This window comes from Shigella dysenteriae (assembly GCF_022354085.1).
Lineage (GTDB): Bacteria > Pseudomonadota > Gammaproteobacteria > Enterobacterales > Enterobacteriaceae > Escherichia > Escherichia coli.
Map to the genome: position 1 here is coordinate 1,802,687 of NZ_CP055055.1, position 20,989 is coordinate 1,823,675.

A 20,989-nucleotide genomic window follows, 5' to 3' on the forward strand; every position below is an offset into this window, starting at 1 on the left:
TTTTTTAGTCTGTTGTCAAAGCCGCGATTATACCGTAACCGGCACTACAGCACACGTAGAAAGCACCGACAATACTCATGGCATGGGCGTTAAAGCTCACAGGATGGAGATTCTTTTCTTCACTGGCCTAAAAAGCTGATATTCTGTAAAGAGTTACACGGTAACATTGAGATCGCTATGAAATATCAACAACTTGAAAATCTTGAAAGCGGTTGGAAATGGAAGTATCTGGTGAAGAAGCATCGCGAAGGGGAGTTAATTACCCGTTACATAGAAGCCAGTGCCGCCCAGGAAGCCGTCGATGTGTTGCTCTCGCTCGAAAATGAACCCGTGCTGGTAAATGGCTGGATTGACAAGCATATGAATCCGGAACTGGTCAATCGCATGAAGCAAACCATTCGGGCCAGACGGAAGCGCCATTTTAATGCGGAACACCAGCATACGCGCAAAAAGTCGATCGATCTGGAATTTATTGTCTGGCAACGTCTGGCTGGTCTTGCGCAGCGTCGCGGTAAAACGCTTTCTGAAACGATTGTTCAGCTGATTGAAGATGCGGAAAACAAAGAGAAATACGCGAATAAAATGTCTTCTTTGAAGCAGGATCTGCAGGCATTGCTGGGTAAGGAATAACTGACGAAACTCAGTTCAATTTACTAAAGGTGAAAAAAAAACCCCGCAGCAGCGGGGTTTTTTACCAGACGAGAACTTAAGCCTGCGGCTGAGTTACAACGTCTTTGATACCTTTAACTTCGATCTCTACGCGACGATCCGGAGCCAGGCAGTCGATCAGTGCAGCACGCTGTTTCACGTTGTCGCAGGTGTTGCCAGTAACCGGGTTGGATTCGCCCATACCACGTGCGGAGATCTTGTCTGCCGGGATACCTTTGGAGATCAGGTAATCAACAACAGACTGAGCACGGCGCTCGGACAGACCCTGGTTGTAAGCGTCAGAACCGATGCGGTCAGTGTAACCCAGAACAACTACGGAACCGTCTTTCGGATCCAGGTTGCTCAGCTGGCTGTACAGCTGATCCAGAGCAGCCTGACCTTCCGGTTTCAGGGTTGCTTTGTTGAAGTTGAACAGAACGTCAGACTTCAGAGTGAAGTGCTTGGTCTGTACTTCCGGTGCCGGAGCTGGAGCCGGAGCAACTACCGGAGCTGCTTCGCCCTGACCGAAACGGTAGGAAACACCCAGGCTCAGCAGACCGTTGTCCGGACGAGTACCGATGGTGTTTGCGTCACCGATGTTGTTGGTCCACTGGTATTCCAGACGGGTAGCGATTTCAGGAGTGATCGCGTACTCAACACCACCTGCGAAAACCGGAGAAACGCCAGTGTCGTGGTCTTTAAAGGATGCGCCACCAGGTACGTTAGCCTTGGTGTCTGCACGCCATACCATACCACCCAGACGAGTGTAGATGTCCAGATCGTCAGTGATTGGGTAACCCAGTTTAGCGGTCAGCTGAACGCCCTGAGCTTTGTATGCGCCGTTGATGTTGTCGCCTTTGTACGGCATACGACCTAACCAGTCGTAACCCATTTCAAAACCAACATACGGGTTAACCTGGTAACCACCAAAAGCACCTGCACCCAGTTGGTTTTCGTGGGTCGGACCATTGTTAGGAATAAAACCAGTGTCATGGTACTGGGACCAGCCCAGTTTAGCACCAGTGTACCAGGTGTTATCTTTCGGAGCGGCCTGCGCTACGGTAGCGAAACCAGCCAGTGCCACTGCAATCGCGATAGCTGTCTTTTTCATTTTTTGCGCCTCGTTATCATCCAAAATACGCCATGAATATCTCCAACGAGATAACACGGTTAAATCCTTCACCGGGGGATCTGCTCAATATTAACTCTACCGATATCTTCGGCTTATGCCGAGCACCCCTGGCGATGTAAAGTCTACAACGTAGTTGAAAACTTACAAGTGTGAACTCCGTCAGGCATATGAAAAAAAAGTCTTGTATAAGGTACGTTTAATCTTTTTTGTCAGCGACAATTTACAGAAAAAAAACGCGGAAACCGCTTCAGACAAGCCTCCGCAAGGAAAATTAGTCACGACTGAAAGCATTGGCTGGGCGACAAAAAAAGTTCCAGGATTAATCCTAAATTTACTTAATGATACAAATTAGAGTGAATTTTTAGCCCGGAAAGTTGTCTCGTTGCGTGAGAGGATGCGCTTACCGGACGCATAATAAACCCCATCGCGTTACCTTCATTTGCCGCATCAACAAGTTCAGCATGCTCTTCTTCAGTCAAATCATCTGCCAACCAACCGATCACCACACTGTAATTGCCCGTGCGTAAAGCGCGAACCATTGACTCCACAGTGTGGCAAGGGGAGAGCTGGCTAATCTGCATTACTTTCGTTAAGGGTAGCCCAGATGCCTGAACCCATTCCCGACTCAGTTTTTGTTGCGGTGTTAACCAGAGTTGCCAGCGCGATTGCTGACCGAGTTGCTGTAACAATGGCAACAGTAGAAGTTGCGTCATCATGGGCTGATCTTCGCGATAGACAACTTCACTGATAAGCCCGGCTGTAGTGTTTTCCGTAGAGACACGCGCAATTTTACTTGCTGCGGATGAGAACGACGAAGAACGATGTGCATAGCCTGAAGTGTACATAATCAATCCAGCCCCTGTGAGTTACTGTATGGATGTACAGTACATCCAGTGACAACAAAGATCAACCCTATTTTCGGAAAGAGCCTCGCAAATTTTGTCGTTAGTGACGGGAAAACATAAATTAATCTTGCCCCTTAAGAATAAGTTGCCTATTTTCGTATTTAACGGATCCGTTAATGTGAATCATTCTTTTATGTTATGATTTTAAAAGGAATTTTATGAAAAGCCTCTCCTATAAGCGGATCTATAAATCACAAGAATACCTGGCAACGTTGGGCACAATTGAATACCGATCATTGTTTGGTAGTTACAGCCTGACCGTTGACGACACGGTATTTGCGATGGTTTCTAATGGTGAGTTGTATCTTCGGGCTTGTGAGCAAAGTGCACAGTACTGTGTAAAACATCCGCCTGTCTGGCTGACATATAAAAAGTGTGGCCGATCCGTTACCCTCAATTACTATCGGGTTGATGAAAGTCTATGGCGAAATCAACTGAAGCTGGTGCGTCTGTCGAAATATTCTCTCGATGCAGCGCTGAAAGAGAAAAGCACGCGCAATACCCGGGAAAGACTGAAAGATTTGCCCAATATGTCTTTTCATCTGGAAGCGATTCTCGGGGAGGTGGGGATTAAGGATGTACGGGCGTTACGTATACTTGGGGCAAAAATGTGTTGGTTGCGACTGCGGCAGCAAAACAGTCTGGTGACAGAAAAGATTCTGTTTATGCTTGAAGGTGCCATTATCGGCATTCATGAAGCTGCGCTCCCGGTGGCACGCCGCCAGGAGCTTGCAGAATGGGCTGACTCTCTTACGCCGAAACAGGAGTTTCCTGCGGAACTTGAGTAATCTGGCGTTGCAGACGACCAATCTCAGGCAGTAATGCAATCAATAACCCAACTTGTTGTACGACCAGAGGTTCTTTGCTGTCTGCCCGTGGTTCAAGTTGCTGCATCCGCTGTTTCAGGCCAGCTAATGCCTGATTGACGCGTTCTTCATCAGCAGGTTGATGATGTAACGCGTCATCAACATAGCAAACTGCGTCATCAAGAAACGCCAGAATTTCAGGATTAGTTAACTGCTCCCGGTGAGCACCGAGGGCTGAGATATAGCTGGTAAACGTATGGTTAAGGCACAGCAACCGAAACGCGGCTTCGCGAATTTGCGGGGTAACGTTCGGTTCGCTGGACATATTTGATACCACCGACGCCAGTTCAGCATCACGGTTGTGTGCATCGCGGCGGGCAATACGATACGCCAGACGGTTATCACGCCCCTGATGGTATTGCTCCAGTATGGCATCGAGATAGCGACAGTTGGCCTCTGTGGCGCGTTCGAGCATGCGCGGCAGATTGCGAAACTGCCAGTCAGGCCAGATGTAGCTCACTGCCGCCCACGCAATGGCACAACCAATCAGCGTATCGATTACGCGAGGTAACGCTACTTCAAAACCTTCACCCAGTAAGTTAAAACACAGTAGCACCAAAAGTGTGATGAACATCGTTGCATGAGCGTATTGCACGTTACGGAAGGCAAAAAATAGCACGCCGGTAATAACCAGCAGCACCAGCTGCCCTTCCAGTGATGGCACAAACCACAGCACAGGAATGCCAATGGCGATACCTACCAGCGTACCAATAATCCTTAACTTCAGGCGGTGGCGCGTGGCGTTATAGTTTGGCTGGCAGACAAACAAACTTGTCAGCAAGATCCAATACCCGTGATGCATTCCGGTTATTTGAATGATGGCGTAGCCGAAGCACAACACCAGCGACATTCTTACCGCATGACGGAAGAGGGCGGATTCCGGCGTGAAGTGACGGCTAAGACGCAGCCAGATATCACTCAATCCGTGCGGGCTGTCATCAGCGAGCTCATTTTCGTCATTATTATGGGGCAGTGCCTGGGCCTGTTCTGATTCAATTGTTGCCAGTTGGGCATCAATGGCGCGTAAATTGTTCAGCAAAAATCCCAGTGTTTTGAGTAAATCGGCAGGCGCGCCGTTATCGCGCATCCGCTCCAGGGCAGCATCAATATGCGTAAAAGCGCGCTCAAAATGCGGATCATGTTGATAAGGCTGACGCAGCAAAATACAGCGTGACAGTTGCTGGCACGCCTGGCCCTGCATCGACATCAGCCGCTGAAAACGGAACAGCACGTCGCTGTGGCGAAAATGTTCACGCAATGTTTGATACTGAATATGAGAAGAGCTGGCACGCTCGTGAATATCCTGTGCGACAAAGTAATAATGCAGCGTGCGACGCGTTCCCCGTTGACCACGATCGCCACGTAAGCGGGTCAGCAGCGAGAGTTTCGTCTGATTCAATGTCGCCATCAGCTGACCGTTGGCGAGAGCCAAATCGTACAGCGGTGCCTGGCTTTCATCTTCAATATCAGGATCAAACATGCGCGACTTGAGCTCAAGATAACGCGCCAGTTGTTCATAGCAACGCGCCAGGTTGTCCTGCAGCGGGCGGACCGGGAACAGCAGATGACCAATAAGTGTCAGGACGTTGTACCAGACGGCACCGGCCAGCAGATACATCGGCTGCTGATACCAGTGCTCATACAGTGATGTTCCCAACATTGTGTAAATGGCGATCAGCAATGCACCGAAGGCAATTGTTGCATAGCGTTGACCCAGACCGCCGAGCAAAATGAAGCCGCTGGTAGAGAGCGTTAAGCCAATCGCAAATAGCCAGGGCCAGGGAAACAGCAATTCTACTGAGGCCGAGGCGATAAAAAAGCAGAACAGCGTAATGATGAGGTTACGCAAACGTCCCGCCAGTCGGTCATCGAGATCGGTCAGCGCCGCTGCCACCATCCCCAGCGTCAGCGGAATCGTCAGTTTTACATCACCCAGCCACCACGGAAACGCTGTGGTTCCACAAAGCGCAATAAAAATACGCGCGTAATACAGCCAGGCGCTGTTCCAGGTATAGCGTTTGAGCAAAGGACTTAGCATATAGGCCATATTAGTGGATTATTCAAAACGACGACGTGCATTGGCTTCACGCGCAGCTTGCGCTGTTTCTACCGATACCACGCGACGACCAACCGGCCATAGTGCAATAGCGGCAATTTTAAAGTTCGCAATACCGACAGGAATGCCAATGATGGAAATACATTGTGCGATGCCCGTTGCAATGTGCATCAGGCATAACCACCAGCCAAAGAAAATCAGCCAGAAAATATTCAATACCGTACCGCCAGTATTCAGCAGCACATTTTTGCCAGCCGGGTTCAGTTCATCGACATGAATAGCTTCATTGCCATAAGGCACCAGAGACAGTTTAGTGATCTCCCAGCAGGATCGTGTCAGCGGTAAGGTAAAAATCAGCACAATACTGACCAGAGTCGCCAACAGCCAGCCCAGAGTGGTGGCAAATCCGCCAAGCACAAAGTTCAGAATGTTCAAAACGGTACGCATAAAACCTCGCTTTACTGTGGTTTTCAGTAATGGGCGGCAATTGTAACGTTTTTTTGGGCTGGAGCACGTTTTCTCTGACGGTTACACTGATAAGAAATAATTTCGTGTGGATCTACAGAGTCATGGAACTGAAAGCGACAACGCTTGGAAAACGTCTGGCACAGCACCCTTACGATCGGGCGGTGATCCTCAATGCCGGGATTAAAGTCTCCGGCGATCGCCACGAATACCTTATTCCTTTCAATCAATTACTGGCGATTCACTGTAAGCGCGGTCTGGTATGGGGCGAGCTGGAATTTGTACTGCCGGACGAAAAAGTGGTGCGTCTGCACGGTACCGAATGGGGCGAGACGCAGCGTTTTTACCATCATCTTGATGCTCACTGGCGGCGGTGGAGTGGCGAGATGAGCGAAATTGCGTCTGGTGTTTTACGCCAGCAACTGGATTTGATTGCCACGCGCACTGGAGAAAATAAATGGCTGACGCGTGAGCAAACCTCTGGCGTTCAGCAACAAATCCGCCAGGCTTTGTCGGCGTTGCCGTTGCCGGTTAACCGACTGGAAGAATTCGATAACTGCCGTGAGGCGTGGCGTAAATGTCAGGCCTGGTTGAAAGATATTGAAAGCGCTCGGTTGCAGCATAACCAGGCGTATACCGAAGCCATGCTTACCGAGTATGCGGATTTTTTCCGCCAGGTCGAGTCTTCACCGCTGAATCCGGCGCAGGCCCGGGCAGTCGTTAATGGCGAGCATTCTCTGTTAGTGCTGGCAGGTGCAGGAAGCGGAAAAACGTCGGTGCTGGTGGCCCGTGCTGGCTGGTTGCTGGCGCGTGGTGAAGCGTCCCCTGAGCAAATTTTATTGCTGGCGTTTGGTCGCAAAGCCGCTGAAGAGATGGACGAGCGTATTCGCGAACGGCTACATACCGAAGACATTACCGCACGCACGTTTCATGCGCTGGCGCTGCATATTATTCAGCAGGGCAGCAAAAAAGTTCCGATAGTCAGCAAACTGGAAAATGATACCGCTGCCCGTCATGAACTCTTTATTGCTGAGTGGGGCAAGCAATGCAGCGAAAAGAAAGCGCAGGCGAAGGGCTGGCGGCAATGGCTGACGGAAGAAATGCAGTGGTCAGTGCCAGAAGGTAACTTCTGGGATGATGAAAAATTACAGCGTCGTCTTGCCTCACGCCTCGATCGTTGGGTAAGTCTGATGCGGATGCACGGTGGTGCACAGGCAGAAATGATTGCCAGTGCACCCGAAGAGATTCGCGATCTGTTCAGTAAACGTATCAAGTTGATGGCCCCGTTATTAAAAGCCTGGAAAGGTGCGCTGAAGGCAGAAAACGCTGTCGATTTTTCGGGCCTTATTCATCAGGCGATTGTGATTCTGGAGAAAGGTCGCTTTATCAGCCCGTGGAAGCATATTCTGGTTGATGAATTTCAGGATATCTCGCCGCAGCGGGCAGCGTTGTTAGCGGCATTACGCAAGCAAAACAGTCAGACGACGTTGTTCGCCGTTGGTGATGACTGGCAGGCGATTTACCGATTCAGCGGTGCGCAAATGTCGCTCACCACCGCTTTCCATGAAAACTTTGGTGAAGGCGATCGCTGTGATTTAGACACGACTTACCGTTTTAACAGTCGTATCGGTGAGGTGGCAAACCGGTTTATTCAGCAGAACCCAGGCCAGCTGAAAAAGCCGCTAAACAGCTTAACCAATGGAGACAAAAAAGCCGTCACGTTATTGGATGAGAGTCAACTTGACGCTTTGCTGGATAAGCTCTCTGGTTATGCCAAACCGGAAGAGCGCATTCTGATCCTGGCGCGTTACCATCACATGAGGCCTGCCAGCCTGGAAAAAGCGGCAACACGCTGGCCGAAGTTGCAAATCGACTTTATGACCATTCATGCCAGCAAAGGGCAACAGGCGGATTACGTCATCATCGTTGGCTTGCAGGAGGGAAGTGATGGTTTTCCGGCTGCGGCGCGGGAGTCGATTATGGAAGAGGCGCTACTGCCACCGGTTGAGGATTTCCCGGACGCTGAAGAACGGCGGTTAATGTACGTGGCGCTGACCCGGGCACGCCATCGGGTATGGGCACTGTTTAACAAAGAGAATCCCTCTCCCTTTGTGGAAATACTGAAAAATCTGGATGTGCCGGTGGCGAGAAAACCGTAAGAAACAGGTGGCGTTTGCCACCTGTGCAATATTACTTCAGACGGTCCGCGAGATAACGCTGATAATCGGGGATCAGAATATCGACCGCGTCGTTGAAATGCGGCGACTGGATAATGAAGTCTGCCGTTGCCACGTTGGTGGCGACCGGAATGTTCCATACCGTCGCCAGACGCAGCAAGGCTTTCACGTCAGGATCGTGCGGTACGGCATTTAGTGGATCCCAGAAGAAAATCAATACATCAATTTTCCCTTCTGAGATCAATGCGCCAACCTGCTGGTCACCCCCCATTGGGCCACTCAACATCGCGTTGACGTTCATGCCGGTCGCGCGGGAAATTAAGTTACCGGTAGTGCCTGTTGCATACAGTACGTGTTGTTCCAGTAACGGTTGATGTCGTTCCACCCAGCTCATCAGCATTTGTTTGCAGTGATCGTGTGCCACCAGCGCAATATGTTTCCGCGCAGGTAAAGTGCGAGTCGTCAGTTCCATAATGTACATCCGTAGTTAACTTTCCTACAGATTACTGTAAGCACTTATCGCTGCAAGTTAAAGACCGAAAAAGCCTGCGCACAGGCACAAAAATCTCAGGAAGATGGTTGTTTTTCCGCCCATTGCAGGAAAGTATTTCGCGTTTGTGGGTCAGCCAGTTTAAACCAATACTTCAGCCGTTGTTCTGTGAGCACCTGAGACTGCGGTGGAATAGCATCCAGCTCGGAAACACCCGAAAGCAGCGTACTGTCATCTGCCATCATCGTGGCAAATTGCGGTAGTGAAGCGCGTTTCGCGGATTTGTTATAGCGTTCAACCTCGACCTCATAATCAATCGTTTTTGCCGTTGAGGTAATGGCGAGAATATCCAGCTTTACCGGAATCGGCGTCGCATCGCCATCCAACAATTCAAGGCGCGGCGCGGCATCAAAATGGTTAGCTTCCCGCTCATTCTCCAGGCGAGGCAGGCGAAAATTGACCTGGTTGATGAGCTGGGTATTAAAACTGACCACCAGCGGTGGGGAGATATACAGCCGTTCTTCACTATTGGAAAGATGAATCGTCTTCTCAACGCGAAACACTAACTGATGCGGTCCATTATCCAGTTCAATGCTGTCCGCACCGCGCAGCAGAGAGCTGGAAACCTTCTTGCCGTCGAGTACCAGAAGATCGACATCGGTTGAAAGCCGCAGCGTGGTGGCAAAAACGGATACCGGCAAACATAATGCAATCAAGGTGGTCACGATGCCGGTTTTCATAGGTAGCTCCTGTCAAAAGACCGCCCGAATAATAATGTGTCAAAATTTTTCTTTAATCATACTTACTAACATATAGACATATTTCCCGCTTTTGCTCTCATTCATTCGTATTAGCTGCATGGTTGGCATGTCGGCTTTGTCGTACACTTTGTTAAACAGTCTGGAGGAAATAATGAAAGAAACCGATATTGCAGGCATTTTAACGTCCACTCACACCATTGCGCTGGTGGGGGCAAGCGACAAACCCGATCGTCCCAGCTATCGCGTGATGAAATATCTACTCGACCAGGGGTATCACGTCATTCCGGTTTCGCCAAAAGTTGCCGGCAAAACGCTGCTGGGCCAGCAGGGGTACGGCACGCTGGCAGACGTTCCGGAAAAAGTCGATATGGTCGATGTTTTCCGTAATTCAGAAGCGGCGTGGGGCGTAGCGCAGGAAGCTATCGCCATTGGCGCGAAAACCCTCTGGATGCAACTGGGGGTGATTAATGAGCAAGCGGCAGTACTGGCACGGGATGCCGGGTTGAATGTGGTGATGGATCGCTGCCCGGCTATTGAGATCCCTCGCCTGGGCCTGGCCAAATAAAAAATCCCCGGAAGGCAAAAACCTTCCGGGGATTTGTTCAGGGATTAGTTACGCAGACGCGGGGCCTGGAGTTGTTTGCGGATGGTCTGCGCCAGCTCATCCATGGATGGCTGTTCAGGATGTTCATCCTGCAATTCGCTACTTAGCTGGGCTTCAGCCAGGTAGGTATGAACCGGTAGGCCGTTATCGTCCTCCATCACCACGTGATACCACGGAGCGGCGCGAAGCTCGTCATTCACCGCCAGCTCATCAGGCGACGGTTCAGAGAGCGAATAAACCGGGTCGATATCCACGACCACTCCGAGATAACCTAACAGGGAATGGCGGACCTGCTGGCCGATACCGAATTTGCTGGCAATCATAGTCACCTCCCGGGAAATCTTTACCTTTGATATAAGGGTAAAATTCCACATTTCAAGTTACATGACGCGACAGGCAAACCCTTTCAGATATAGCCCTTCCGGATAGGTAGCGATCACCGGATGATCGGCCGCCTGACGGAACTGCTCTATAAATTGTACATCACGACCGGCATCAATTGCGGCATCCGCGATGATTTTCTGAAATAAATCGCTGGTCATCAGACCGGAACAGGAGAAAGTCAGGAGAATACCGCCTTCATTCAGCAACTGAATCGCCAGCATGTTGATGTCTTTATAGCCACGACACGCGCCCATCAACTGGCTTTTATTCTCAACAAACTTCGGCGGGTCCATCACGATAACGTCAAATTTTTCACCGCGATCGCGATAAGTACGCAGCAATTTAAAGACATCATCACGGACAAACTCAGCCTTGCTCAGATCCAGTTTGTTCAGCTCAACGTTCTGCCGTGCAATATCCAGCGCTTCCTGGGAGGTATCAACGCTGACAACCTGGTTGCAACCGCCCATCAGTGCCGATACGGCGAAACCACCGGTATAGGAGAAACAGTTCAGTACGCGTTTATTTTCAACGTAGCGGCGGGTAGCCAGGCGGCTGTCTCGCTGGTCCAGGTAGTAGCCCGTTTTGTGTCCGTGCTGTATGTCCACCAGCAGCTTCATGCCATGTTCTTCAATCGGCAGCAGGGCAGGCGGCAACTCGCCGGTGACGGGGCCCTGGGTCAGCTCCATCCCTTCTTTTTTACGTACCGCGACGTCGCTGCGATCGTAAATCGCACATTCTGGGTACAGCGTTTGCAGGGCACTAATTAATGCCGCGCGCTGATATTCTGCGCCAGCACTCAGCAGTTGCAGCACCAGAAAATTACCGAAACGATCGATAGTAATACCCGGCAGGCCATCAGATTCACCGGCGATTAAACGATAGCTGTCGAGGCCATCTTTTTGCGCCAGCCAGTCACGCCATTTTTGTGCTTGTTGCAAACGGCGGGAAAAAAAAGCAATGTCGATAGACTCAGACGGGTCAAACGTCCAGACGCGCGCCCGGATTTGCGAAGCTGGCGAATAAGCGCCGCGTGCTAACCATTTTCCCTGATGATCAACAATATCGATGGTTTCACCGAGGCTGGCTTTACCTTCCATGCGGGCAACGGCCCCGGAAAAGACCCACGGATGGCGACGAAGTAATGATTTTTCGCGCCCTTTGGCTAACACTAAACGTACACTCATAATTTACTTTTCTGTCGATGCAAAGAAATGGGCGTCATTGTCCGGAGTTTTCCATGGATTTGCAACGCGTCCATTAAGGATAAGGAGAGCAGCAATGTCGAAAGTCTGCATAATTGCCTGGGTTTACGGGCGAGTTCAGGGCGTAGGATTTCGCTACACCACACAGTACGAAGCGAAAAGACTGGGTTTAACCGGGTACGCCAAAAATCTTGACGATGGCAGCGTGGAAGTGGTTGCCTGCGGTGAAGAAGGGCAGGTAGAAAAATTAATGCAGTGGTTAAAGAGTGGCGGCCCGCGTTCTGCGCGTGTAGAACGGGTGCTTAGCGAGCCGCATCATCCCTCGGGGGAATTAACCGATTTTCGTATCCGTTAAATACATTTTACCGGTTTTGGCAGGCCAGCAATTTTGGTGGCTTGCTTTGCCGGGCCTTTCGGGAACAGTCGGTATAAATAGCGGCTGTTACCTTTTTCTTCACCAAATTTATTCGCCATCGCTTTTACCAGCATACGAATCGCCGGAGACGTATTAAATTCCAGGTAGAAGTCACGCACAAAACGCACCACTTCCCAGTGTTCTGGCGACAGCGAAATCCCTTCGTTCTCTGCAATCACCACTGCCAGCGGCTCACTCCACTGGCTGCTTTCTTTGAGATAGCCTTCGGTATCCGTTTCTATCTCTTTACCTTCGAAGATCAGCATAATTATTACTACCTTAATCAGACTGCCGGCAGTGTAACAAAAAACAAAGCCCCGCATAAAGCGAGGCTATGAAAGTGTTAGCGGGTGAGATTAATCGCGGCTGGCGAAGCCCAGAATGCTCAGCAGGCTGACGAAGATGTTGTACAGCGAAACATACAGGCTAACCGTGGCACGAATATAGTTCGTTTCACCGCCATGAATGATGTTGCTGGTTTCAAACAAAATAGCGCCAGAGGAGATCAAAATGAAGACCGCGCTGATCGCCAGATGCAGAGCAGGCAGTTGCAGGAAGATATTAGCAACCATACCAATCAGCACCACCACAATACCCGCCATCAGCATACCGCCGAGGAACGACATATCTTTGCGGGTGGTCAGCACATATGCAGAGCAGCAGAAGAACACTAACGCCGTTCCGCCCAGTGCCATAGCGATTACGTCACCCATTCCGGCAGACAGATAGGTGTTCAGAATTGGTCCGAGGATATAACCCAGAAAACCGGTAAAGGCGAATGCGGAGATAATCCCGGTCGGCTTATTCGCCGTTTTATAGGTCAGGAACATCAAACCATACATACCCACCAGCGTCAGAATCAGACCCGGAGATGGCAGCATCAGCACCGTACTGGCAGTTGCGGTAATCGCCGAAAAGGCCAGCGTCAGGCTCAGCAGAAAATAGGTATTACGCAGCACCTTATGGGTGCTAAGCAGTGATGTACGGTCATGTGAAGAACTAACAATACGATCCATTGAGTCACTCTCTATGACAGATGTAATTAATTAAGCAGCATAATGATAATGCGTAAAGGCACCCAGAAGTTTTACCCATCTTTACGCATTTGATCTGGAACAGGTTTAACAGCGGATTATCAGGTCATTAAGCAAATATAACGCCCTGAGAATTTCGACAGGCAAAAGAAAAAGGGGTTAGCATTTAGCTAACCCCCTATCTTATCTGGCGGAAGCGCAGAGATTCGAACTCTGGAACCCTTTCGGGTCGCCGGTTTTCAAGACCGGTGCCTTCAACCGCTCGGCCACACTTCCGGAATGACGCGCACTATAAACATCCCGATGCGGCGTGTAAACCCCTAATTTGTTTGTTTGCCTGAAAAACAGCCAAAAGTGCATTGATAGCGTGAAATAACAGCAGATTGATCATTTCATCACCATGAATTCCTTCTCTTTTACTCGTTTAGCAACCGGCTAAACATCCCCACCGCCCTGCCAAAGAAAAATAGGTCCATTTTTATCGCTAAAAGATAAATCCACACAGTTTGTATTGTTTTGTGCAGAAGTTTCACTACGCTTTATTAACAATACTTTCTGGCGACGTGCGCCAGTGCAGAAGGATGAGCTTTCGTTTTCAGCATCTCACGTGAAGCGATGGTTTGCCTTGCTACAGGGACGTCGCTTGCCGACCATAAGCGCCCGGTGTCCTGCCGGTGTCGCAAGGAGAAGAGACGTGCGATATGAATAACGAGGAAACATTTTACCAGGCCATGCGGCGTCAGGGCGTTACCCGGCGCAGCTTTCTCAAATATTGTAGTCTGGCTGCCACGTCGCTGGGATTAGGCGCGGGAATGGCACCAAAGATTGCCTGGGCGCTGGAGAACAAACCCCGCATTCCAGTGGTATGGATCCACGGTCTGGAATGCACCTGCTGTACCGAATCTTTTATCCGCTCCGCTCACCCGCTGGCAAAGGACGTCATCCTTTCCCTGATTTCCCTCGATTACGACGATACTTTGATGGCTGCCGCCGGAACCCAGGCGGAAGAAGTCTTTGAAGACATCATCACGCAATACAATGGCAAATATATCCTCGCAGTAGAAGGTAATCCGCCGCTGGGCGAGCAGGGGATGTTCTGTATCAGCAGCGGTCGACCGTTTATTGAGAAACTCAAACGTGCCGCTGCCGGAGCCAGCGCGATTATCGCCTGGGGAACCTGCGCGTCCTGGGGCTGCGTGCAGGCCGCGCGACCTAATCCGACACAGGCAACGCCTATCGACAAAGTCATCACCGACAAACCCATTATCAAAGTACCTGGCTGCCCGCCGATCCCGGATGTGATGAGCGCCATCATTACTTACATGGTGACCTTTGATCGCTTGCCAGATGTCGACAGAATGGGTCGTCCACTGATGTTTTATGGTCAGCGTATCCACGATAAATGCTATCGCCGCGCTCACTTCGACGCCGGAGAGTTCGTCCAGAGTTGGGATGATGACGCTGCCCGCAAAGGTTATTGCCTGTACAAAATGGGCTGCAAAGGGCCTACCACCTATAACGCCTGTTCCTCCACACGCTGGAATGATGGCGTTTCTTTCCCAATCCAGTCTGGTCACGGCTGCCTGGGCTGTGCGGAAAATGGTTTCTGGGATCGCGGTTCGTTCTACAGCCGCGTGGTCGATATTCCGCAAATGGGTACTCATTCCACCGCCGATACCGTCGGTTTAACCGCGCTTGGCGTGGTGGCTGCGGCTGTTGGTGTGCACGCAGTCGCCAGCGCCATTGACCAGCGCAGACGTCATAACCAGCAACCTACAGAAACCGAACATCAGCCAGGCAATGAGGATAAACAGGCATGAGCACTCAGTACGAAACTCAGGGATACACCATCAATAATGCCGGACGCCGCCTGGTGGTCGACCCGATTACGCGCATTGAAGGCCACATGCGCTGCGAAGTGAATATTAACGATCAGAATGTGATCACCAATGCCGTCTCCTGCGGCACCATGTTTCGCGGGCTGGAGATCATCCTGCAAGGGCGCGACCCGCGCGATGCGTGGGCGTTCGTTGAACGTATCTGCGGCGTCTGTACTGGCGTACACGCCCTGGCTTCGGTTTACGCCATCGAAGATGCCATCGGTATTAAAGTGCCGGACAACGCCAATATCATCCGCAACATTATGCTGGCAACGCTCTGGTGCCACGATCATCTGGTGCACTTCTATCAGCTTGCCGGGATGGACTGGATCGATGTGTTAGATGCGCTGAAAGCCGACCCGCGGAAAACCTCCGAACTGGCGCAAAGTCTCTCCTCTTGGCCGAAATCATCCCCTGGCTATTTCTTCGACGTACAAAATCGCCTGAAGAAATTCGTTGAAGGCGGGCAGTTGGGGATCTTCCGCAATGGCTACTGGGGGCACCCGCAGTACAAACTGCCGCCAGAAGCTAACCTGATGGGCTTTGCCCACTATCTCGAAGCTCTCGATTTCCAGCGTGAAATTGTCAAAATCCACGCGGTCTTTGGCGGTAAAAACCCGCATCCAAACTGGATTGTCGGCGGGATGCCTTGCGCCATTAACATTGACGAAAGCGGCGCGGTCGGGGCGGTCAATATGGAACGCCTGAACCTGGTGCAGTCGATTATCACCCGCACGGCGGATTTCATTAACAACGTGATGATCCCCGACGCCTTAGCCATTGGTCAGTTCAACAAACCGTGGAGCGAAATCGGCACGGGTCTTTCTGATAAATGTGTCCTCAGCTACGGCGCATTCCCGGATATTGCCAACGACTTTGGCGAGAAAAGTCTGCTGATGCCTGGCGGCGCGGTGATTAACGGCGACTTCAACAATGTGCTGCCAGTGGATTTGGTTGATCCGCAGCAGGTGCAAGAGTTTGTCGACCACGCCTGGTATCGATATCCCAACGATCAGGTCGGGCGTCATCCGTTCGATGGCATTACCGACCCGTGGTACAACCCCGGCGATGTCAAAGGCAGCGATACCAACATTCAGCAGCTGAATGAACAGGAACGCTACTCGTGGATCAAAGCGCCCCGCTGGCGCGGTAACGCGATGGAAGTGGGGCCGCTGGCACGCACGTTAATCGCTTATCACAAAGGCGATGCTGCGACCGTTGAGTCGGTCGATCGCATGATGTCGGCGCTGAACCTGCCGCTTTCCGGTATCCAGTCAACGTTGGGCCGCATTTTGTGCCGCGCGCACGAAGCACAGTGGGCCGCAGGTAAGTTGCAGTATTTCTTCAACAAGCTGATGACTAACCTGAAAAACGGCAATCTTGCCACCGCCTCCACGGAAAAATGGGAACCCACAACCTGGCCGACAGAGTGCCGTGGTGTCGGTTTTACCGAAGCGCCGCGCGGGGCGTTAGGCCACTGGGCCGCCATTCGCGATGGCAAGATTGATCTCTACCAGTGCGTGGTGCCGACCACCTGGAACGCCAGCCCGCGCGATCCCAAAGGGCAGATTGGCGCTTATGAAGCGGCGCTGATGAACACCAAAATGGCGATCCCCGAGCAACCGCTGGAGATCCTGCGTACTCTGCACAGCTTTGACCCGTGCCTCGCCTGTTCAACACACGTGCTGGGCGACGACGGTAGCGAGCTGATCTCCGTGCAGGTGCGTTAACAGCGAAGGAGAATCATCATGCAACAGAAAAGCGACAACGTTGTCAGCCACTATGTCTTTGAAGCGCCAGTCCGCATCTGGCACTGGCTGACGGTGTTATGCATGGCGGTGTTGATGGTCACCGGATACTTTATCGGCAAGCCGCTACCTTCCGTCAGCGGCGAGGCGACGTATCTGTTCTATATGGGCTACATCAGGTTAATTCACTTCAGCGCCGGGATGGTTTTTACCGTGGTCTTGCTGATGCGGATCTACTGGGCTTTTGTTGGCAATCGATACTCCCGCGAGCTGTTTATCGTGCCGGTATGGCGTAAAAGCTGGTGGCAGGGCGTGTGGTATGAAATCCGCTGGTATCTGTTTCTGGCAAAACGTCCGAGTGCCGATATAGGCCATAACCCCATCGCCCAGGCGGCGATGTTCGGCTATTTCCTGATGTCGGTCTTTATGATCATCACCGGCTTTGCGCTGTACAGCGAACACAGCCAGTACGCTATTTTTGCGCCGTTCCGTTATGTGGTGGAATTTTTCTACTGGACGGGAGGCAACTCAATGGACATTCACAGCTGGCATCGGCTGGGGATGTGGCTGATTGGCGCGTTTGTGATCGGTCATGTCTATATGGCGCTGCGTGAAGACATCATGTCCGACGACACGGTGATCTCCACCATGGTCAACGGCTACCGTAGCCACAAATTTGGCAAAATAAGTAACAAGGAGCGTTCATGAGCGAGCAACGCGTGGTGGTAATGGGGCTGGGCAACCTGCTGTGGGCCGATGAAGGTTTCGGCGTGCGGGTGGCGGAACGGTTGTATGCCCATTACCACTGGCCCGAGTATGTGGAGATTGTCGATGGCGGTACTCAGGGACTGAACTTGCTGGGGTATGTCGAAAGCGCCAGCCATCTGTTGATTCTCGATGCCATTGACTACGGGCTGGAACCTGGAACGCTGCGAACCTATGCCGGAGAACGCATTCCGGCTTATCTCAGCGCGAAGAAAATGAGCCTGCATCAGAACAGTTTCTCCGAAGTGTTGGCGCTGGCGGATATCCGCGGACATCTGCCAGCACATATTGCCCTCGTCGGTCTGCAACCCGCAATGCTCGACGACTACGGCGGTAGCCTGAGCGAACTGGCACGGGAGCAACTGCCCGCTGCGGAACAGGCGGCGCTGGCGCAGCTGGCTGCGTGGGGAATTGTGCCGCAACCGGCTAATGAATCGCGCTGTCTCAATTATGACTGTCTGTCGATGGAAAATTACGAAGGCGTTCGCTTGCGCCAGTACCGGATGACACAGGAGGAGCAGGGATGAGCAACGACACGCCATTTGATGCGTTGTGGCAACGAATGCTGGCGCGCGGCTGGACGCCAGTCAGTGAATCCCGTCTTGACGACTGGCTTACGCAAGCGCCAGACGGCGTGGTGTTATTAAGCAGTGACCCGAAACGCACGCCAGAGGTCAGCGATAATCCGGTAATGATTGGCGAATTACTGCGCGAGTTTCCCGACTATACATGGCAGGTGGCGATTGCTGACCTTGAGCAGAGCGAAGCCATCGGCGATCGCTTTGGCGTCTTTCGCTTTCCTGCCACTTTAGTGTTTACCGGCGGAAACTATCGCGGCGTGCTGAATGGTATTCACCCGTGGGCGGAACTGATAAACCTGATGCGCGGGCTTGTCGAACCGCAGCAGGAGCGTGCCTCATGAGCGAAACTTTTTTCCATCTGCTGGGGCCAGGAACGCAACCGAACGATGACAGTTTCAGCATGAATCCACTGCCGATCACCTGTCAGGTGAATGATGAACCGAGTATGGCGGCCCTGGAGCAATGTGCTCACAGCCCGCAGGTGATTGCGCTGTTAAACGAGTTACAACATCAACTAAGCGAACGCCAACCGCCGTTGGGCGAGGTGCTGGCAGTCGATCTGTTAAATCTCAACGCCGACGATCGTCACTTTATCAATACGCTTCTCGGGGAAGGGGAAGTGTCAGTGCGCATTCAGCAGGCTGACGACAGTGAAAGTGAAATACAGGAGGCGATCTTCTGCGGATTATGGCGGGTGCGCAGACGTCGCGGCGAAAAGTTGCTGGAGGACAAACTGGAGGCTGGCTGCGCGCCGCTGGCGTTGTGGCAGGCGGCCACGCAAAATCTCTTGCCGACAGATTCGCTGTTACCGCCGCCCATTGATGGCCTGATGAATGGCCTACCGTTGGCGCATGAGTTACTGGCGCATGTACGTAACCCCGACGCGCAGCCGCACAGCATTAATCTGACGCAATTACCCATCAGCGAGGCTGATCGGCTTTTTCTCTCACGTCTCTGTGGGCCGGGAAATATTCAGATTCGTACCATTGGCTATGGCGAGAGCTATATCAACGCCACGGGGTTACGCCATGTCTGGCATTTACGCTGTACGGACACCTTAAAAGGCCCGTTACTGGAAAGTTATGAAATCTGCCCAATACCGGAAGTGGTGCTGGCAGCGCCAGAAGATTTGGTCGACTCTGCGCAGCGGCTTAGCGAGGTATGTCAGTGGCTGGCGGAAGCTGCACCGACGTAAAAAGACGGTAAGTATCGCTTTCAGTCTTATGAATATCGCAATCGGCGAATACCTCTGGTCGTAGAGTTTCAGGATAAAGAGGGAGATCTACCATTATCGGGTTATTTTTCTCTCTTCGCCTACAGGAGTGCGCATGTGGGATGTCATTGATTTATCGCGCTGGCAGTTTGCTCTGACCGCGCTGTATCACTTTTTATTTGTACCCCTTACCCTGGGGCTGATTTTTTTGCTGGCTATCATGGAAACCATTTACGTGGTCACCGGCAAAACAATCTACCGCGATATGACGCGCTTCTGGGGTAAGCTCTTCGGTATCAACTTTGCTCTTGGCGTGGCTACCGGCCTGACCATGGAGTTTCAGTTTGGTACTAACTGGTCATTCTATTCCAACTATGTGGGCGATATTTTTGGCGCACCGCTGGCGATGGAAGCATTAATGGCCTTCTTCCTCGAATCCACCTTTGTCGGGCTTTTCTTCTTCGGCTGGCAGCGGCTGAATAAATACCAGCACCTGCTGGTGACGTGGCTGGTGGCGTTCGGTTCAAATCTCTCTGCATTGTGGATATTGAATGCCAACGGTTGGATGCAATACCCGACCGGTGCGCATTTTGATATCGACACCCTGCGTATGGAGATGACCAGCTTCAGCGAGCTGGTCTTTAACCCGGTCAGCCAGGTGAAATTTGTGCACACCGTAATGGCGGGCTACGTAACCGGGGCCATGTTTATTATGGCGATCAGCGCCTGGTATTTACTGCGCGGACGGGAGCGCGATGTCGCATTACGCTCGTTTGCCATCGGTTCCGTCTTCGGTACTCTGGCGATTATCGGTACGCTGCAACTTGGAGACAGTTCTGCGTACGAAGTCGCGCAAGTACAGCCGGTAAAACTGGCGGCGATGGAAGGGGAGTGGCAAACGGAACCTGCACCTGCACCGTTCCATGTGGTTGCCTGGCCGGAACAGGATCAAGAGCGTAACGCCTTTGCTATCAAAATTCCCGCGCTGCTAGGGATCCTCGCCACTCACTCATTAGATAAACCCGTGCCGGGTCTGAAGAATTTGATGGCTGAAACCTACCCACGCTTGCAACGCGGACGTATGGCCTGGCTGTTAATGCAGGAAATATCGCAAGGCAATCGTGAGCCGCATGTGTTGCAGGCATTCCGGGAACTGGAAGGTGACCTGGGCTACGGCATGTTGCTCTCCCGCTATGCGCCGGATATGAATCATGTCACAGCCGCACAGTACCAGGCGGCGATGCGTGGCGCGATACCTCAGGTTGCGCCGGTATTCTGGAGTTTCCGCATCATGGTGGGCTGTGGTTCCCTGCTGCTACTGGTGATGCTGATTGCGCTTGTCCAGACGCTGCGTGGCAAAATCGACCAGCATCGCTGGGTGCTGAAAATGGCGCTCTGGAGTTTGCCGTTGCCGTGGATTGCGATTGAAGCCGGGTGGTTTATGACCGAGTTTGGTCGTCAGCCGTGGGCGATACAGGACATCTTACCGACATACTCCGCGCACTCCGCTTTAACCACAGGACAACTGGCTTTCTCACTGATCATGATCGTAGGGCTTTACACCCTGTTCTTAATCGCCGAAGTCTACCTGATGCAGAAATATGCCCGTCTGGGGCCGAGCGCGATGCAGAGTGAACAACCGACGCAGCAACAGGGGTAA

General features: G+C 51.8%; 22 protein-coding genes and 1 tRNA gene. 12 read left to right on the forward strand and 11 right to left on the reverse strand.

Translation table 11 applies throughout. The features are described 5' to 3' along the window. Positions 1-177 precede the first annotated feature (177 nt). The gene (matP, locus tag HUZ68_RS08550; protein ID WP_000877161.1) at positions 178-630 is read left to right on the forward strand and encodes a macrodomain Ter protein MatP; all 453 of its coding nucleotides are present in this window, start codon (positions 178-180) and stop codon (positions 628-630) included. A 76-nt stretch (positions 631-706) separates the two neighbouring features. Here matP and ompA read toward each other — a convergent pair whose 3' ends face one another. Then, positions 707-1,759 (reverse strand): porin OmpA, encoded by a 1,053-nt coding sequence (ompA, locus tag HUZ68_RS08555; protein WP_001307702.1) that lies wholly within the window; start codon positions 1,757-1,759, stop codon positions 707-709. A gap of 356 nt (positions 1,760-2,115) precedes the next feature. Next, entirely contained in the window at positions 2,116-2,625 is a 510-nt protein-coding gene (sulA, locus tag HUZ68_RS08560; protein ID WP_000288710.1) for an SOS-induced cell division inhibitor SulA, read from the reverse strand. Positions 2,626-2,843: 218 nt separating this feature from the next. Here sulA and sxy point away from each other — a divergent pair, with 218 nt between their 5' ends. Continuing rightward, positions 2,844-3,473 (forward strand): CRP-S regulon transcriptional coactivator Sxy, encoded by a 630-nt coding sequence (gene sxy, locus HUZ68_RS08565; RefSeq protein ID WP_001612760.1) that lies wholly within the window; start codon positions 2,844-2,846, stop codon positions 3,471-3,473. Here the strand turns inward: sxy and yccS are convergent. Then, entirely contained in the window at positions 3,436-5,598 is a 2,163-nt protein-coding gene (gene yccS, locus HUZ68_RS08570) for a YccS family putative transporter (protein WP_000323868.1), read from the reverse strand. The genes sxy and yccS overlap by 38 nt on opposite strands. 9 nt (positions 5,599-5,607) lie before the next feature. Beyond that, positions 5,608-6,054: a YccF domain-containing protein gene (locus HUZ68_RS08575; RefSeq protein ID WP_001261235.1), complete on the reverse strand. Its 447-nt coding sequence runs from the start codon at positions 6,052-6,054 to the stop codon at positions 5,608-5,610. A 122-nt stretch (positions 6,055-6,176) separates the two neighbouring features. Between HUZ68_RS08575 and helD the strand changes: the two genes are divergently transcribed. After that, the gene (gene helD / locus HUZ68_RS08580) at positions 6,177-8,231 is read left to right on the forward strand and encodes a DNA helicase IV (RefSeq protein ID WP_021577221.1); all 2,055 of its coding nucleotides are present in this window, start codon (positions 6,177-6,179) and stop codon (positions 8,229-8,231) included. 31 nt (positions 8,232-8,262) lie between these two features. Here the strand turns inward: helD and mgsA are convergent, their stop codons facing one another. Both mgsA and HUZ68_RS08590 read right to left on the reverse strand, forming a co-directional pair. Then, the gene (gene mgsA, locus HUZ68_RS08585; protein ID WP_000424181.1) at positions 8,263-8,721 is read right to left on the reverse strand and encodes a methylglyoxal synthase; all 459 of its coding nucleotides are present in this window, start codon (positions 8,719-8,721) and stop codon (positions 8,263-8,265) included. 95 nt (positions 8,722-8,816) lie between these two features. Continuing rightward, the gene (locus HUZ68_RS08590) at positions 8,817-9,479 is read right to left on the reverse strand and encodes a DUF2057 family protein (RefSeq protein ID WP_000847791.1); all 663 of its coding nucleotides are present in this window, start codon (positions 9,477-9,479) and stop codon (positions 8,817-8,819) included. Positions 9,480-9,651: 172 nt separating this feature from the next. Here HUZ68_RS08590 and HUZ68_RS08595 point away from each other — a divergent pair, with 172 nt between their 5' ends. Beyond that, positions 9,652-10,065, forward strand: a complete 414-nt coding sequence (locus tag HUZ68_RS08595) for a CoA-binding protein (RefSeq protein WP_000665217.1) — start codon at positions 9,652-9,654, stop codon at positions 10,063-10,065. Between the two features lie 44 nt (positions 10,066-10,109). On the opposite strand, the gene hspQ is transcribed toward HUZ68_RS08595, so the two are convergent. Together hspQ and rlmI are read right to left on the reverse strand one after the other, a co-directional pair. Then, positions 10,110-10,427, reverse strand: a complete 318-nt coding sequence (hspQ, locus tag HUZ68_RS08600) for a heat shock protein HspQ (protein ID WP_001295356.1) — start codon at positions 10,425-10,427, stop codon at positions 10,110-10,112. Between the two features lie 57 nt (positions 10,428-10,484). Next, entirely contained in the window at positions 10,485-11,675 is a 1,191-nt protein-coding gene (gene rlmI / locus HUZ68_RS08605; RefSeq protein WP_001717969.1) for a 23S rRNA (cytosine(1962)-C(5))-methyltransferase RlmI, read from the reverse strand. Positions 11,676-11,769: 94 nt separating this feature from the next. Between rlmI and yccX the strand changes: the two genes are divergently transcribed. After that, positions 11,770-12,048, forward strand: coding sequence for an acylphosphatase (gene yccX, locus HUZ68_RS08610; protein WP_000048252.1), 279 nt, complete (start codon positions 11,770-11,772; stop codon positions 12,046-12,048). On the opposite strand, the gene tusE is transcribed toward yccX, so the two are convergent. The 3 genes from tusE to HUZ68_RS08625 all read right to left on the reverse strand — a co-directional run bounded on the left by tusE (position 12,045) and on the right by HUZ68_RS08625 (position 13,418). Continuing rightward, entirely contained in the window at positions 12,045-12,374 is a 330-nt protein-coding gene (gene tusE / locus HUZ68_RS08615) for a sulfurtransferase TusE (protein WP_000904442.1), read from the reverse strand. The two genes, yccX and tusE, sit on opposite strands and share 4 nt — an antisense overlap. A gap of 90 nt (positions 12,375-12,464) precedes the next feature. Beyond that, a complete protein-coding gene (gene yccA / locus HUZ68_RS08620; RefSeq protein ID WP_000375136.1) occupies positions 12,465-13,124 on the reverse strand; it encodes an FtsH protease modulator YccA in 660 nt (219 codons plus the stop codon). A 206-nt stretch (positions 13,125-13,330) separates the two neighbouring features. Further along, positions 13,331-13,418: transfer RNA gene (locus HUZ68_RS08625), tRNA-Ser, on the reverse strand. 425 nt (positions 13,419-13,843) lie between these two features. On the opposite strand from HUZ68_RS08625, the gene hyaA reads away from it, so the two are divergent. The 7 genes from hyaA (at position 13,844) to appC (ending at position 20,989) form a co-directional block, all read left to right on the forward strand. Beyond that, positions 13,844-14,962, forward strand: coding sequence for a hydrogenase 1 small subunit (gene hyaA, locus HUZ68_RS08630; protein ID WP_001717971.1), 1,119 nt, complete (start codon positions 13,844-13,846; stop codon positions 14,960-14,962). Continuing rightward, entirely contained in the window at positions 14,959-16,752 is a 1,794-nt protein-coding gene (gene hyaB, locus HUZ68_RS08635; protein ID WP_000107391.1) for a Ni/Fe-hydrogenase large subunit, read from the forward strand. Before hyaA ends, hyaB begins: the two co-directional genes overlap by 4 nt. Positions 16,753-16,770: 18 nt before the next feature. Next, positions 16,771-17,478, forward strand: a complete 708-nt coding sequence (hyaC, locus tag HUZ68_RS08640) for a Ni/Fe-hydrogenase b-type cytochrome subunit (protein ID WP_001186424.1) — start codon at positions 16,771-16,773, stop codon at positions 17,476-17,478. Beyond that, positions 17,475-18,062: a hydrogenase 1 maturation protease gene (hyaD, locus tag HUZ68_RS08645; RefSeq protein ID WP_000003671.1), complete on the forward strand. Its 588-nt coding sequence runs from the start codon at positions 17,475-17,477 to the stop codon at positions 18,060-18,062. Before hyaC ends, hyaD begins: the two co-directional genes overlap by 4 nt. After that, a complete protein-coding gene (gene hyaE, locus HUZ68_RS08650; RefSeq protein ID WP_000063978.1) occupies positions 18,059-18,457 on the forward strand; it encodes a hydrogenase-1 operon protein HyaE in 399 nt (132 codons plus the stop codon). The genes hyaD and hyaE overlap by 4 nt, the downstream gene beginning before the upstream one ends. After that, entirely contained in the window at positions 18,454-19,311 is an 858-nt protein-coding gene (locus tag HUZ68_RS08655) for a hydrogenase expression/formation protein (protein WP_000004899.1), read from the forward strand. Before hyaE ends, HUZ68_RS08655 begins: the two co-directional genes overlap by 4 nt. A gap of 133 nt (positions 19,312-19,444) precedes the next feature. Then, entirely contained in the window at positions 19,445-20,989 is a 1,545-nt protein-coding gene (appC, locus tag HUZ68_RS08660; protein WP_000263563.1) for a cytochrome bd-II oxidase subunit 1, read from the forward strand.